Below are 14,539 nucleotides of genomic sequence, written 5' to 3'. Positions count from 1 at the left end.
GTCTTGGTGCAGCGGAGATAGAAAGCAGGGCGCATGGCGCGCCCTGGAGAAACCTCAGTTACCGAGGCCGTGACCTGCGTGCTTGTTCTCGATCAGTTCGATCTTGTAGCCGTCCGGATCTTCGACGAAGGCAATCACAGTGGTACCGCCCTTGACTGGACCGGCTTCGCGGGTGACTTTGCCACCGGCCTGACGGATGGTGTCGCAGGTGGCTGCTACATCATCGACGCCCAGTGCCAGATGACCAAAGGCGGAGCCCATGTCGTAGCTGTCGACGCCCCAGTTATAGGTCAGTTCGATGACCGAGCCTTCACTTTCATCGCTATAACCCACGAAGGCCAGCGAGTATTTGTACTCGGTGTTTTCGCTGGTACGCAGTAAGCGCATGCCTAATACCTTGGTATAGAAGTCGATGGAGCGTTGCAGATCGCCGACACGGAGCATGGTATGGAGTAAGCGCATAATTTCCTCTGATTGGATATGCCGCGGCTGACGGCAGGTGACTTGAACAGCGTCAGACAGTATAGCCTTGTCGCATAAGGCAATTCAACGCGTGCGGTAGGTGATGGAGTCGGTTACGTTGTCACAAACAAAAAATAGCTGCGGATAATAGTGCAGCAGGCGGGAGCCATACAGAATGCCGACACGCCGGGGATCCATCCATGGAGGCTCGTATCGCGCGTCGATGCGCTCAGCGGTCGGCTAACCTGTATGGCTCCCACCCGCCTCAGCCTTGAGGCGTCGCGGTATTCAGCGCACCTGATTAGCTGAGTGCAAAGCCAATTTAATTCACTTACAGAGTTGGGTAATCGGTATAACCCTCGGCACCGCCGCCATAGAAGAAATCGGCACGTTGCTCGTTAAGTGGAGCCTGCTGTTTAAAGCGTTCCACCAGATCTGGGTTGGCAATATAGCTGCGGCCAAAGGCGACGGCATCAATAAAGCCTTGGGCGATCAGCTCTTCCGCTTTCTCCGCCGTATAGGCACCCGCGCCAATAATCACGCCTTGGAAGTGCGCTCTTACTGCATCGCGGAACGCGGTAGAGTAAGGCTTGCCACCGGCCCAATCCGGCTCGGAAATATGCAGGTAGGCGATACCGCGTTTGTTCAGCTCTTCGATCAGATATAGCGCGGCTTCTTCCTGATCTTCGCCGTTGTCCAGGCCATTGAACGGGCCCAACGGCGAGATACGGATACCAACGCGATCGGCACCGATTTCGGCAATGCTGGCATCGACCACTTCCAGAGTCAGACGGGTACGGTTTTCAATGCTGCCACCGTATTGGTCGGTACGTTGGTTGGACGCCGGAGACATAAACTGGTGCAGCAGGTAACCGTGCGCGGCGTGCAGTTCAATATAGTCAAAACCGGCTTCACGCGAGTTGGCCGCTGCCTGGCGGAAATCGTTGACGATCCCCGGGATTTCGTTGGTTGCCAAAGCGCGTGGGGTAGAGGTTGGCACACGCACCCAGGCACCGGTTTCATCACGAACCGTGGTGCGGGTTTCGGCATTGATCGCTGAAGGCGCGACGGGAGCCTGCTGGCCCGGCTGCAAGCTTGAGTGGGAGATGCGGCCTACGTGCCAAAGTTGCACAGCGATATGACCCTGTTTGTCATGTACCGCCTGGGTGATTTTTTTCCACGCGGCGATTTGTTCTGGGGTATGCAGACCGGGAGCTCCGGCATAACCTTTCGCCTGGAAAGAAATCTGGGTGGCTTCGGTGATCAGCAGGCCAGCGCTGGCACGCTGAGCATAATATTCCGCCATCAGCGGCGTAGGGATGTCACCTGGTTCGATGCTGCGCAGACGAGTCAGCGGGGCCATGAACACACGGTTGGGTAAGGTGGTGTGGCCAACTTTGAGCGGAGAGAACAATTTTTCAATCTTCATAGTGCATCCTATAGTATTAGACCAGTCGACTAGTGATGATAAACAATATCGCTACAATGTCTTTCGGGTAAAAAAGGGAGTTTATGGCTGCGCTGGGCGCAACAGCAATTCGATACTTTCCAGCGCACAGGTCAGTGGGGCGACAGAGTGGCGGATTTTAGCCCGCAACGATGCGCCCAACCACAGCGAATACAGCGTTTCCGCCGTGGCCGCCGGGCTCATGGTGACAGCCAGTGAACCTTCACGGATGCCGCGTTCGATCGCATCTTGCAGATGACCGATCACGCGGCTGGTGCCAGCTTCCAACGCATGGCGCATAGGCTCAGAAAGATCGCTGACCTCTGCGGAGAGTTTCACTGCCAGGCAAGCGTTATGGCACTCACTGCGGCAGTGGAAGCTGATGGCCTGGGCATAATAACTTAATAACTGATTACGCGCGTCGCTGCGAGAGTCGGCAAAAAGCGCCTGCATTTGAGCGTCGTAATGGGCAAAATAACGCTGCAACATTGCTTCGCCGAAGGCTTCCTTCGAGCGAAAATAGTGATAGAACGACCCTTTGGGCACGCCAGCGGTAGCGAGCAACTCACTGAGGCCCATGCCGGTAAAACCAAGGCGCAGGCTGAGCGTTTCGCCGGTAGCGAGCAGATGTTCTCGGGTATCCCCGTTGCAATTCGTCTGTTTTGTCATAATGAAAATGAGAATAATAGACCGATTGGTCTAGGTCAAGTCGCAGATAAAAAAAACCGGGAAAAAATTCCCGGCTCTGACGGTAAAAACGTCGACTAACTTACATTCTATCGAGTTGCTGCACAAGACTTCATACCGAGGCGCTGCATGCTTCGCCAGTCTAGTTGCGGCATCGCTGCAGAATATCCAGGTCGGGCTGATATTGCCTTGTCTGCACGTTTAACATGCCCAACAGGGTGTGGAACAGATTATCCTGTGAAACCTTATCGGCCTCCGCCAGGGATTGCAGGCATTGGCGGTTAATGCCGAAATTGCGTTCATAATCGGCCGACATCCACATCAGGAAAGGCACGTGGGTCTGCTGAGAAGGCGCGAACATATAAGGCGTACCGTGCAGATACATGCCATTCTCCCCGAGCGATTCACCGTGATCGGAAAGATAGACCATCGCCGTATTGAATTTGCCGCTGTATTGCTGCAACAGCTTGATGGTGCTGTCCAACATGGCGTCGGTGTACAGTAGCGAATTGTCGTAGGTATTCACCAATTGCTCGTGGGTACAGTCCTGGATCTGGTTGCTGTCACAGGTGGGTGAGAACTGGCGTAATTCGGGCGTACTGCGGCGATAGTAGGCCGGGCCGTGGCTTCCCATTTGATGCAGAACGATCACACCATCCCCTTGCAGGCTGTTGATATAATCGTCCAGTTTATGCAGCAGCACGTTATCCATGCAGACATCGCCGTCGCAATACTGTGAAAGCTTCAGCTTGGTCATGTCGATATGTGGGATACGATCGCAGGCCCCCTTACAACCGCCGTCATTTTCGCGCCACAGCAGGTTCACTCCGGCATGAGCCATCACGTCCAGCATGCCTTCCTGGTGTGCGGCCAAGGTGGCGTCGTAATCGCCGCGTGGCATGTTGGAGAACATGCAGGGCACGGAGATAGCCGTTTCGGTCCCACAGGAACTGGCATTCTTGAAATAAACCACATGGTCCTGCTTCAAGCGGGGATTGGTCTCCCGTGAGTAACCACCTAGCGAAAAATTTTCTGCCCGCGCGGTTTCGCCGACCACCAGTATCACCAGGGTCTTCTTGGCCTGGCTGCTAATCACCGGGCCTAAATGAGCATCTTCACCAATCTTGACCAGCGGCAGATTTTGGTGGAAATAGCGGTGTTGAGCGTACTTGATGGTGCCAGACACAAAATTGCTTGGGGTGAGCATTTTCACCACGCTTTTATTGTTGCGGATCAGCGAGGCGTAATCTTTGTAGAATAACGCCGCAACCAACAGGATCACCACCACGGAAAGCATCACATTGGCCGCGCGCAGGCCAATCATGTACCACCAAGGGCGGGTTTTATTGATGCGCACAAAACACACGAAAACGGCAGGCAAAATGCCCAGCAACAGCAGCCATAGCCCCATACGAGGGGTGAGCAATGCCGTCGCTTCCTGCGGGTTGGTCTCGAAGGCGTTCTGCATCATATTGCCATCAATCACCACGCCGTAGCTGAACATAAAATAGTTGGCCGCTGCGCTACCGAGCAGCAACAGAATAACCAAGGGTTTACGCAGGAACGGAATGGTTAATACGCTGAAGATAATATTCAGGGCACAGAAAATAACCACCGGCATAGTCGCCGCAAAAATGATGCTATGTACGCTATCAAAGGTGATGTATGACCAGGCTTGGTGAATAAATAGCAGGTTCTGGAAAACCGTGAAGAAAAGGGCGCAAGCCAGGATAAAACCCAAGCTGTTGCATTGTAATGATTGACGTAAGCGCATTGCCAAATCTGGATCCTGCCATGAGGTAATGCGCCGAAATTTACCAGATGAAACTTAAGATAACCTTAGACGAAGCAGCGGCTGCAACGATGCAGCCGCTTAATATTCTCTACCCGGACGATTAATAGGCAGCGGTAAACTGTGCCTTGATGAACTGCGGTTTTTCAACCTCATCGATGATGGCAACCGCGAGGTCTTCTACCGAAATATTGGCCGGCGCGTCACCCTTCATCAACAATTGTGTCGTGCCCAAACGGAACTGGCCGGTACGCTTGCCGGGTTCCAGCAACGCGGCAGGGGAAAGGTAGGTCCAATCCAACTGGGTTTCTGTTTTCAACGCATTACGTAAATCCCGTACCGCCTGGGCCCCTGGACGAATATTTTCCGGGAACTGCGGGGTATCAACCAGCTCAACTCCCGGAGCCACTTCCAGGCTACCGGCACCGCCAACGTACAGCAGGCGTTTAACCGCGGATTGTTTTACCGCCGCCAGGATTTGTTGGGCACCTTTAGCGGTTTTCTCATACAGATCCGTTTCCGCCCAACCTGGGTTATAGGCGCTGATCACGACATCATGACCAGCTAACTGTTGTGCCAACCACGGGCCGTCGGCCACGTCACCCAGGGCGACGGTGAGATTGGCATTATCCGGCAGATCTTTTTTCTGACGGGCGATGGCGGTTACTTGCAGGCCGCGGGCCAAAGCTTCATCGACTACGCGGCGGCCAACAAAACCGGTTGCTCCAATAATGGCGACTTTCATGAGGTCTCTCCTGTGAAATATTTTTTAGCGGGTTGCCGTACCACTCAGTGGCGGCGCAGTAGAAATACTATAAGCCTTAACAATGCGGCTGATTAGTGCCATATTTATGCTTTCTTGATTAAGTAAAACTTCATAATCATGGATAAACTGAATCGAATGGCGGTATTCGCCACCGTGGTGGCCGAGGGATCTTTTGTTGCGGCGGCCCGTCGGCTAGAGATGACGCCCTCTGCGGTCAGCCAGCATATGCGGTCGTTAGAAAAGTCGCTGGGGGTGCCGTTATTGCACCGCTCGACTCGCCGCTTGGCACTGACCGATGCGGGGGAAGCCTTTTATCCCGGTTGCGAAGCCATGTTGCAGGAAGCACAGCGCGCGGAGCAGCGGCTGGCGGAACTGCGGGATACGCTGGTGGGCGAACTACGTATTGCCACCACCGTCGGGATCGGTAGCGGCCCCTTGGCAGAGGCTCTGGCTCCCTTGCTGCTGGCGCACCCAAAGCTGACGCTGCGTATTCTGGCAGACGACCAGGTGGTGGATATGATCGAGCAGCGGGTAGATATCTCACTGCGCGTAAATCTACAACTGGCAGATACCAACCTGATAGCTCACTCGCTGACGGCCTGGCCCATGGTGCTCTGCGCCGCGCCGCGTTATCTCAGCCAGCATGGCGTGCCGGAAACGCCTCAGGAGCTGGTGCAACACCGCTGGATCACCGGTAGCGGTCACGGGCTGCATCTCGATCTACATCACCATGCGGGCGAAACATTCAAACTACGCCTGGCGGCGGGGCAGGTTGTCAGCGGTAGTATGAACGTGATCCGGGCCTTTACCCGCAATGGTCTGGGGATTTCCGGCCAACCGCTGTATGAAATTGGTGATGAACTGCGCCGGGGGGAATTAATCGCCCTGTTACCGCAGTGGCGTCCAGCGCCATATCGGCTGCATGCGTTGACTCTGGAGCGGGTTCTGCCGGAGAAAACGCGCCAGGCGTTGCACTATTTGCGAGAATATTTTCGCCGTCATGGGGAAAAGCCACTTGCCAATGGCCCCGATGACGTCTTCAATTAGCATGACAACGCAGGAGGACGTGTGGCGCAGCAACTCGAGTTCTTTGACATCCCAAGCCCGTGTCGTGGCATTTGCCAGGCCGATGAGCGCGGCTATTGTCGTGGTTGCCTGCGCAGCCGCGAGGAGCGCTTTGGCTGGATGCAAATGAACGATGTCCAGAAAAAGGACGTTCTGCGCCTGTGTCGCCAGCGTTACCTGCGCTCACTACGTACCGGCAAGCAGCCGGAAGAGATCCCGCCAGAGCAGCCCTCGCTGTTTTAACTTTAATGCTGATTTTCTCGATCTGCCGCACGTAAAGGCCACTTTTGCGTTTCCTGCGGCTTGGACGCTTGTGTATGCTGGCGTTAACTATTGTCATGAGGTTTAACAATGCTGAATCGTATTAAGCTGGCACCCCTTGGGCCAGAGTTCTCACGCATGATTTGCGGCTACTGGCGTTTGATGGAGTGGGGCATGTCACCGCAGCAGTTGCTGACGTTTATCAAGCAACACGTTGAGCTTGGGGTGACCACGGCGGACCACGCGGATATTTATGGTGGCTATGCCTGCGAGCAGGCCTTTGGCGAGGCTATCAAGTTACAGCCCTCGGTGCGCCAGGGGATGGAGTTAGTGTCGAAGTGCGGCATCGCGACCACCGCCAAGCCGGGTAACCCGATCGGGCATTACATCACCGATCGCGAGCATATCGTGCATAGCGCAGAGCAGTCCTTATCGCATCTGCATACGGACTACCTGGATTTATTGTTGATCCATCGCCCCGATCCGTTGATGGAGGCCGATGAGGTAGCAGAAGCCTTTGTGGCGCTGCATAAAAGCGGCAAGGTGCGCCATTTCGGCGTTTCGAACTTTACGCCAGCACAGTTTTCCTTATTGCAGTCGCGTCTGCCGTTCTCGCTGGTGACTAACCAGGTCGAAATTTCCCCGATCTATCAGCCTGCGATCCTCGACGGCACCTTGGATCAATGCCAGCAGTTGCGTATCAAACCGATGGCCTGGTCTTGTCTGGGTGGTGGGCGGTTGTTCAGCGATGCTGAGTTCCAGCCGTTACGCGATGAACTGCAAACGGTGGCACAAGAGATTGGTGCCGAAACCATTGAGCAGGTGGTGTATGCCTGGGTGATGTGTCTGCCTTCGGCACCGCTGCCAATCATCGGCTCCGGCAAGATCGAACGCGTACGTTCGGCCCTGAAGGCGCAAGAGCTAACCTTGAGCCGCCAGCAGTGGTTCCGCATTCGTAAAGCGGCACTGGGTTACGACGTACCTTAAGTTGAGCTGGTAAGGCTGGCATTGTGCCAGCCTTTGCCGATGTCCTTTGCCGCTACTTCACTTGCACCCCTTGGCTAAATATTATCAGTAAGCTTGCAGCCCAAAACATTAAGAATGCCAGTATCTTTATGTTAATGACACTTGCCGACGCAGGGGGGCAGAAAACCAAGGAATACGGGAGCAAGGTCACAAAATATTATAACCGGCTTAGTGGCTGCGCTGATTAACGACGGTTTCCCATGTGGCAAGGTTTAATCGGTATATACTGCCTAAGGACTATAACTATCGCATGGAGGTTGATTGATGAAACGTTATTGGTGTGCGGCATTGGGTTTGATGGCCTGTGGCGTTGCGCAGGCGGCAACGGTTGATGTCGAAATGAATCTGGTGACCGGCCAGGGAATTGGTCAGGACATTGGTAAAATCACAATTAGCGAAACGCCTTACGGCCTGTTGTTCACCCCGCAGCTGAAAGCCTTGCCTGCTGGTGTGCACGGTTTTCACGTTCATGAGAAAGGCAGCTGTGAGCCGGGTATGAAAGACGGCAAGGCGGTGGCCGCACTGGCTGCGGGTGGCCACTTTGATCCTGAGAAAACCGGCAAGCATCTCGGGCCTTATGATGCCAACGGGCATTTAGGCGATTTGCCAGCAATCTATGTCACGGCGGACGGTATGGCTGACACTCAGGTGCTGGCTCCGCGCTTGAAGAAAATCAGCGAAATCGAAGGCAAGGCGCTGATGGTACACGCCGGGGGGGATAACCACTCCGATCAACCCAAACCGCTGGGTGGTGGTGGCGATCGCTTCGCCTGTGGCGTAATCAAATAAATCAGCTGCCCGCGTCAGCCTGGCGTGGGCGCTGTTACCGCTTCCGGTGGAATGATCGCCTGCTGTAACTGCTGCAGTGAGCAGTACAGCCGCCAAATCAAGCCCGCCAAATCACGTGCTGCCTGTTCTGGATGTTGGGCAAGTGCGTTACTCATACGCTGCAACTCCTGCAAGGTGGCGTCCAACGACGCATGCTGCACTCCTTTCTCAGTCATGACTCCCTTCAAACAATGAATACAGACGTCACGTACGGCGGCCAGCGGATCTGAACGGGTTTGCCAATCACGGAGTTGCCAGACCACGTGGCTGCAGTTCAGCAGCACTACTCCCCAACGTAATAGCCAGGTGCGGGCCTCCTGATCCAGGCTTTGATTCAGTTGACTGATGCGGTGATAGATACGCGACTCAAACTGGCTTTCGCTTTGCTGCGGTTTCTTGCTCAACTGATCGATAAAATCACGGCGTAATGCGCGGATAATCCGTCGGCTTTTACGTTTGTCAGAACTGGGCCGCAGGATTTGGAACGCCAGCCCTGCCAACAGCACGCCGGCAATCTTGGCGAGACTGTCATTGATATAGCCCTGATAATCGTAGCTCGGCGGGTTGGTCACAGCGAGAAACGATCCCATAAACACGATCAACTGACCCCATAGTGGGGCATAGGGGGGATTTTGCAGTTTCATCATCTGCATCGTGACTAGGGTCGGAAACAGGAAGGCGCAGAACACCCAAAAGTCGTCGATCTGGATCATCAAGCCAAACTTCATCACAAAGCAGAAGGCAAACAGCAGGGAAACAGCCTTCAGTAAGGTGGTGATGGATTTGATCGGCGAAGGCGTAGAGGAATAGAGCACGCAACTGATAGCGATCAGTGTCAGCGCAGAGCTACCGGCGTCCCACTGGGTCGTGATCCAATAAGCGCAACCGATCAGGATGCACAAGAAGGTGCGTAGCCCATTGTAAGCGGCTTCAACGCTGTCGGTATGGCGCGCTAGTGAGGTAACCCGCGGTGGTTCGATATCGCTGAGCTGGGTCGCGCTTTCCAGCCGTTGCAACCAACGGGTGCAGCGCAGATAGAGCCAGCAAAAATGGCGCAGGCGCAGGAAGAAGGCCCGATGGCGATAATCTGCCGGATCCTGAGGGGCGATGGCGACCAGAATATGCGCCAGCCGGTATTTATCAGTGGTAGGGTCGCGTAATTCATTCAACAACTGCTCCAATACCGCCGCCAGATTCTCTGGACGGTCTGGCCAGTTTAACAACATGCGGCGCAGGCTGGAGATAACGCTGGTGATGCGCAACTGCTGGTGCAGCATGTAGTTGAGGATATTGTTTTGCCGCCGCAGCCGGTAATGGCTCCAGAAGGCCTGAATACGCAGCAGGTTCATGGTCAGGATCTGGCCGATAACGCCCTCGTGGGAGGTACGCATCCGCAGGCTGATTTCCGGTTGCCACAGCATGGCGGCGTGTTCCAGCAGGCGTAGGTGCATGCGACGCAGTGATACCAGCAGAGTTGCGCCATCCGAGGTGCTTGGCAGGATCATCATCATCAGGCCGCCGCACAGGATACCGGTGATCACCTCACAAACGCGTGCCTGGGTGATATCAAAAATTTGCTGGGTGTCGGTAATATTAACCGTGCCAAACACGATGATAGCGGCGGTATAGCCCGCCAGGGCAAAGGCGTAGGAGACATTGTTTTGGTAGTGGTTGGAAATGTAGGTACACAGCCCTAACCAACTGGCAATCGACAGGGTGAACAACCAGGGATCGTTCAGACAACCGGCAATCAGCAGTGAAGCCATGGCACCAAGCAGGCTGCCAAAAATGCGGCCAATGCTCTTGCTGATCACGCCGCCAACCGTCGGGAAGCTGACGACGGCGGCGGAGGTCAGCGCCCAATAGGGTTCATCCAACTGTAGAACGAAGGCGACCCATAACGCCAGGCACATTGCCAGAGTGTTGCGTAACGCATAGCGCCACTGCCCCGCGGTGGCTTTACCCCAGGGCGAGCGCTTCCATTCAAGAAAGGGCAGGTTCACACATTAGTCCTGCTGATGAATTGAAATGGTGCAGGTGGTACCGGCTACCAGAGTCAGGTCGGCCGGAATATCGATCAGCTTGATACGTACCGGCACCCGTTGTGCCAGACGCACCCAAGGTACGTTGGGCTTCACATCCATCAACAAATCACTGCTGCTGTCAGCGCTTTGGTCGTAAATGGCCCGGCCAATGCTTTCAACCACCCCTTGCAGCCGAATATTGCCGTTATACAACACGATATCCGCCTTGCGGCCCTCCCTGATATGCCTGAGCTTGGTCTCTTCGAAATAACCGAGCACATAGAACGAATGGGTGTCTACCAGCGCCACCAACGGCGTTCCTGCGGTGGCGTAGTTGCCGACTCGGGCCTGTAAGTTGGTAATGTAACCGTCGGTTGGGGCATAGATCCGCGTCTTACTGAGATTCCATTTGGCCTGTTCCAGATTGGCTTGAGCCGCCTTATACGAGGCTTTCATGGAGGCGGCGGCCAGGTTTGACTCATCCAGATCTTCAGAGGAGATGACGTTACGGGGCAGGCTGCGGCGGCGGGCCGCTTCATGATCGGCCTTGGCCATATCTGCCTGCGCTTTGGCCAGCGCCGCCTCGGCATTGTCCAACGCAATTTGGTAAGGCACTGGATCAATGCTGAAAATCAGGCTGCCCGCAGTAACGAACTGGTTATCATGAACTAGAATCTTCTCTAATCTGCCAGAGACTTCCGGGGTAATGTTGACGAGTTCCGCCCGCACCTTACCGTCGCGTGTCCAAGGGGATTGCATGTAGTAATTCCATAACCACCAGCCGGCACAAAGCGCGATGGCGCAAACTATAACCGTCGAAAAATACTTTAATGTCTTATGCTTCATGAGCTACCAACTCGCTAGGAGCCACAGGGAACCGCTGACGGTAATGACGAAGATGGACAGATCCATCAGCATAGGGTGCCAGATATCACCGGAGTACATCCAGTCGCGTAGCAAATGATGCACCAGCAGCCAGAAGACTAATCCGAGTAAGAAAGCTTTAAAGAGAGGAGGGAAATAAAGCGATGCACCCAGCACCAGATCGGGCAGTGGTGACGCAGTATGGAGCCAGGTCGTATTCACGTTAGTAATCCCGATGAGTGAATATGAAGGATGATTGCATAGAGGATAACCAATTGCCGATAAAAATGTGTCTATTTTTGCGATTTGGATTATATACATTTGTGTTTTTAATGTTAATTAACCAAAATGGGCTACACTTTGGGGAGTAATGTTAGCATGCTAACTATAAGGAGGGGGAAGTGGAATCAACGTTAGGTTCAGATTTAGCACGATTAGTTCGTGTTTGGCGTGCGCTGATCGATCATCGGCTAAAGCCGTTGGAGCTTACACAAACGCATTGGGTGACATTGCACAATATCAATCGATTACCGCCTGAACAGTCGCAAATCCAATTGGCAAAAGCGATCGGTATTGAGCAGCCTTCCTTGGTCCGTACCTTGGATCAACTGGAAGAAAAAGGGTTGATCACCCGGCACACCTGCGCTAACGATCGACGTGCCAAGCGCATCAAATTGACCGAGGCGGCAGAACCGATTATTCGTGAAGTGGATAGTGTGATCACGTTGACCAGAGGCGAAATTCTCAGCGGTATCTCGGCAGAAGAAGTAAGACTTTTAGTTGGTCTGATTAGCAAGCTGGAACAGAACATCATCGAACTGCAAGAAAAACAATAAATCCAGCGCCTTTATTATTCAGTTAAGCACAGCAACAAACAGAAACCGGAGGCCCAGGGGCCTCCGGTTTTGCATTCAGGCAAGGGCGTTACAGTGGAGAAACGGTAACGGTACTGCCATTTTGCGCCATACGAACGCGCTGGCCTGGGCTGAATTTAGTCGACCCGGCTTTCTGTACCACCACGATATTTTCTTTATTATCGGTTTTGATTTCCAGCTCCCAGGCGTTGCTACGGCTAGCAGCGCTACCGACGCTGTCGCCTACCACACCGCCGGCTACGGCACCCGCTGCGGTTGCCAGGCTACGGCCAGTGCCGCCACCAATAGTATTACCCAGGAATCCACCCAGGACTGCGCCGCCGATAGTGCCAAGCATGCTTGAGCCTTCACCGCCCTGAATTTGCACCGGGCGTACGGATACCAAGGTCCCAAAGGTCACTGTTTGTACCTGTTTGGCCTGAGAGGCGGAATAGACATCACCGGACGCGGTTTGGTTTGCACAGCCCGCCAGTGTGACGGAGGCGAGAGCGACAACAAGAAGACGCTTGATCATATAAAGCTCCTGCAGTTGGTAATCCAGATCTGGGAGATAGACCCAAACCAAGTTCTATAAATATTACAGCAATTATGGATGAATCGGTTTGATATCACCCATGTGTTGCCTTCTGTATACAGCTTAGCTTTTCTCTGTTCAACCAATAATAAACGGTGGTTTAACTTTGTGACAGAACAGAAAACAAATAACCGGCGCTTTACCCACCCCGAATTGTTGATTATCTAACCAATTCTCAGCATAAAATAAACAACTTCGCTCACAAGCCGTGAAAAAGGCATCATAATTCATGGCGTTAATCGCACAATTCTGGTCTATTTAAAGGGTGAAAACGGTTGCAACCTGGAAAGGGTAAAGGATAGTGCTGATGAAGTCAGGCCGCTATATTGGTGTTATGTCCGGCACCAGTCTGGATGGGATCGACGTGGTGCTTGCCGCGATCGATGAACGTATGGTGGCGCAACAGGCAAGCTATAGCCACCCAATGCCGATCCAACTGAAAAAAGATATTCTGGGGATGTGTCAAGGGCAGCAAACCACGCTTTCTGCCGTAGGACGGTTGGATGCCCAGTTGGGTACGCTGTTCGGTGAAGCGGTGCTGGGGTTGCTAAAACAGACCGGTATTCCGGCCCATGAAATCACCGCCATTGGCTGTCATGGCCAAACGGTGTGGCATGAACCGGAGGGTGAGACACGCTTTTCGATGCAGCTAGGGGACAATAACCGGGTGGCGGCATTGACCAATATCACTACCGTGGGGGATTTTCGCCGCCGTGATATGGCCTATGGTGGCCAAGGGGCGCCCTTGGTTCCCGCGTTTCATCAGGCTTTGTTAGCTCACCCGACAGAGCGCCGCATGGTGCTGAATATTGGCGGCATCGCTAACTTGTCACTGCTATTGCCCGGCGCGCCGGTGCGCGGTTTTGATACCGGGCCGGGGAATATGCTGTTGGATGCGTGGGTATGGCGCCACCGCTCGCAACCTTTTGATAAAGACGGCCTTTGGGCGATGGAAGGGCGCGTTTGCTTACCGCTATTGCAGCAGATGTTGGCCGATCCTTATTTCGCCTTACCGGCACCGAAAAGTACCGGTCGGGAATATTTCAATATCAGCTGGCTGGAAAAACAGCTGGCGACGTTGCCGGGGTTAACACCGGTGGATGTCATGAGCACGCTGGTGGAACTGACCGCCACCACCATCTGCGAGCAGGTTATGCTGGCTGGGGGTTGTGAGCGGCTGCTGGTCTGCGGTGGCGGTGCCCGTAATCCACTGCTGATGTCGCGAATGTCCGCCTTATTGCCGGGGACCGAGGTGGCTATCACCGATCACTTTGGCGTCAGTGGGGATGACATGGAGGCGTTGGCCTTCGCCTGGCTGGCATTCCGGACCATTTCCGGCCTGCCGGGAAATCTGCCTTCGGTTACCGGTGCCAGTTGTGAAACTCTGCTGGGTGGGATTTATCCGGTTTTGCCGTTGGGCCACCGCTAGCTCTGTTAGGATAAAGAAAGGGTTAATATCTTAAGGAGCACCTGATGAAAAAAATAGTGATGGTTGCCGGGGTTCTCGCGTTGGCGGGTTGCAGCTACGTGGTCCCACAAAAAAGCGAAACGCTGCATTATCAATGCGGAACGACGCCGCTCACCGTGGAGCTCAATGGTGAAGAGAGCACGGTCAGCTTCCTGATGGACGGCGAACAGCTGAAGCTGAAACAGGTGGTGGCGGCGTCCGGTGCCAAATACAGCGACGGTAAATACACCTTCTGGTCGAAAGGGCCAAACGCCTTTGTCGAGCGCAATGATAAAGTGATCATGAGCGACTGCGTGTTGGCTCAAGACGCGAACCACGCTTAATACAGCGCCACTGAAGCCTGAGGCAGGTGGGAGTTGTGCAGGTTAGCCGACCGTTGAGCGCAAGGATGCGCGATACG

At 54.2% G+C, this 14,539-nt stretch carries 16 protein-coding genes; 7 read left to right on the top strand and 9 right to left on the bottom strand.

Annotation, left to right across the window (positions count from 1 at the left end; all coding sequences use genetic code 11):
• Positions 1–54 precede the first annotated feature (54 nt).
• The 5 genes from gloA to ACX9GU_RS14895 form a co-directional block, all read right to left on the bottom strand.
• On the bottom strand, positions 55–462 hold the full coding sequence (gloA, locus tag ACX9GU_RS14915) for a lactoylglutathione lyase (RefSeq protein ID WP_071683647.1): 408 nt from the start codon (positions 460–462) through the stop codon (positions 55–57).
• 331 nt (positions 463–793) lie between these two features.
• A complete protein-coding gene (gene nemA / locus ACX9GU_RS14910) occupies positions 794–1,891 on the bottom strand; it encodes an N-ethylmaleimide reductase (RefSeq protein WP_473192059.1) in 1,098 nt (365 codons plus the stop codon).
• Positions 1,892–1,972: 81 nt separating this feature from the next.
• Positions 1,973–2,578 (bottom strand): TetR/AcrR family transcriptional regulator, encoded by a 606-nt coding sequence (locus ACX9GU_RS14905; RefSeq protein WP_037413224.1) that lies wholly within the window; start codon positions 2,576–2,578, stop codon positions 1,973–1,975.
• A 160-nt stretch (positions 2,579–2,738) separates the two neighbouring features.
• Positions 2,739–4,370 carry a phosphoethanolamine transferase EptA gene (eptA, locus tag ACX9GU_RS14900; protein WP_473192058.1) on the bottom strand — a complete coding sequence of 544 codons (1,632 nt, stop codon included), beginning with the start codon at positions 4,368–4,370 and terminating at the stop codon, positions 2,739–2,741.
• 121 nt (positions 4,371–4,491) lie between these two features.
• Positions 4,492–5,133: an NAD(P)-dependent oxidoreductase gene (locus ACX9GU_RS14895; protein ID WP_473192057.1), complete on the bottom strand. Its 642-nt coding sequence runs from the start codon at positions 5,131–5,133 to the stop codon at positions 4,492–4,494.
• A 138-nt stretch (positions 5,134–5,271) separates the two neighbouring features.
• Here ACX9GU_RS14895 and ACX9GU_RS14890 point away from each other — a divergent pair, with 138 nt between their 5' ends.
• The 4 genes from ACX9GU_RS14890 (at position 5,272) to sodC (ending at position 8,295) form a co-directional block, all read left to right on the top strand.
• Positions 5,272–6,201, top strand: a complete 930-nt coding sequence (locus ACX9GU_RS14890) for a LysR substrate-binding domain-containing protein (RefSeq protein ID WP_473192056.1) — start codon at positions 5,272–5,274, stop codon at positions 6,199–6,201.
• Between the two features lie 21 nt (positions 6,202–6,222).
• On the top strand, positions 6,223–6,462 hold the full coding sequence (locus ACX9GU_RS14885; RefSeq protein WP_021804547.1) for a DUF1289 domain-containing protein: 240 nt from the start codon (positions 6,223–6,225) through the stop codon (positions 6,460–6,462).
• Between the two features lie 108 nt (positions 6,463–6,570).
• Positions 6,571–7,467: an aldo/keto reductase gene (locus tag ACX9GU_RS14880; protein ID WP_473192055.1), complete on the top strand. Its 897-nt coding sequence runs from the start codon at positions 6,571–6,573 to the stop codon at positions 7,465–7,467.
• A gap of 303 nt (positions 7,468–7,770) precedes the next feature.
• A complete protein-coding gene (gene sodC / locus ACX9GU_RS14875) occupies positions 7,771–8,295 on the top strand; it encodes a superoxide dismutase family protein (RefSeq protein ID WP_121606733.1) in 525 nt (174 codons plus the stop codon).
• A gap of 14 nt (positions 8,296–8,309) precedes the next feature.
• Here the strand turns inward: sodC and ACX9GU_RS14870 are convergent, their stop codons facing one another.
• The 3 genes from ACX9GU_RS14870 to ACX9GU_RS14860 are packed head-to-tail and all read right to left on the bottom strand — an operon-like array spanning position 8,310 to position 11,444.
• Positions 8,310–10,337, bottom strand: a complete 2,028-nt coding sequence (locus ACX9GU_RS14870; RefSeq protein WP_473192054.1) for an FUSC family protein — start codon at positions 10,335–10,337, stop codon at positions 8,310–8,312.
• 3 nt (positions 10,338–10,340) lie between these two features.
• A complete protein-coding gene (locus ACX9GU_RS14865) occupies positions 10,341–11,204 on the bottom strand; it encodes an efflux RND transporter periplasmic adaptor subunit (protein WP_473192053.1) in 864 nt (287 codons plus the stop codon).
• A gap of 3 nt (positions 11,205–11,207) precedes the next feature.
• Positions 11,208–11,444, bottom strand: coding sequence for a DUF1656 domain-containing protein (locus ACX9GU_RS14860; protein WP_024486868.1), 237 nt, complete (start codon positions 11,442–11,444; stop codon positions 11,208–11,210).
• 179 nt (positions 11,445–11,623) lie between these two features.
• Between ACX9GU_RS14860 and slyA the strand changes: the two genes are divergently transcribed.
• On the top strand, positions 11,624–12,058 hold the full coding sequence (gene slyA / locus ACX9GU_RS14855; RefSeq protein ID WP_473192052.1) for a transcriptional regulator SlyA: 435 nt from the start codon (positions 11,624–11,626) through the stop codon (positions 12,056–12,058).
• A gap of 88 nt (positions 12,059–12,146) precedes the next feature.
• Here slyA and ACX9GU_RS14850 read toward each other — a convergent pair whose 3' ends face one another.
• Positions 12,147–12,611 carry an outer membrane lipoprotein gene (locus ACX9GU_RS14850; RefSeq protein ID WP_021178081.1) on the bottom strand — a complete coding sequence of 155 codons (465 nt, stop codon included), beginning with the start codon at positions 12,609–12,611 and terminating at the stop codon, positions 12,147–12,149.
• A gap of 367 nt (positions 12,612–12,978) precedes the next feature.
• Here ACX9GU_RS14850 and anmK point away from each other — a divergent pair, with 367 nt between their 5' ends.
• On the top strand, positions 12,979–14,100 hold the full coding sequence (anmK, locus tag ACX9GU_RS14845; protein WP_473192051.1) for an anhydro-N-acetylmuramic acid kinase: 1,122 nt from the start codon (positions 12,979–12,981) through the stop codon (positions 14,098–14,100).
• 44 nt (positions 14,101–14,144) lie between these two features.
• A complete protein-coding gene (locus ACX9GU_RS14840) occupies positions 14,145–14,462 on the top strand; it encodes an MliC family protein (RefSeq protein WP_473192050.1) in 318 nt (105 codons plus the stop codon).
• Positions 14,463–14,539 lie beyond the last annotated feature (77 nt).

Source organism: Serratia sp. K1WW1, assembly GCF_055790865.1.
The sequence above is the reverse complement of the archived record's forward strand: the minus strand, read 5'-3'. Positions and strand labels throughout refer to the sequence as shown.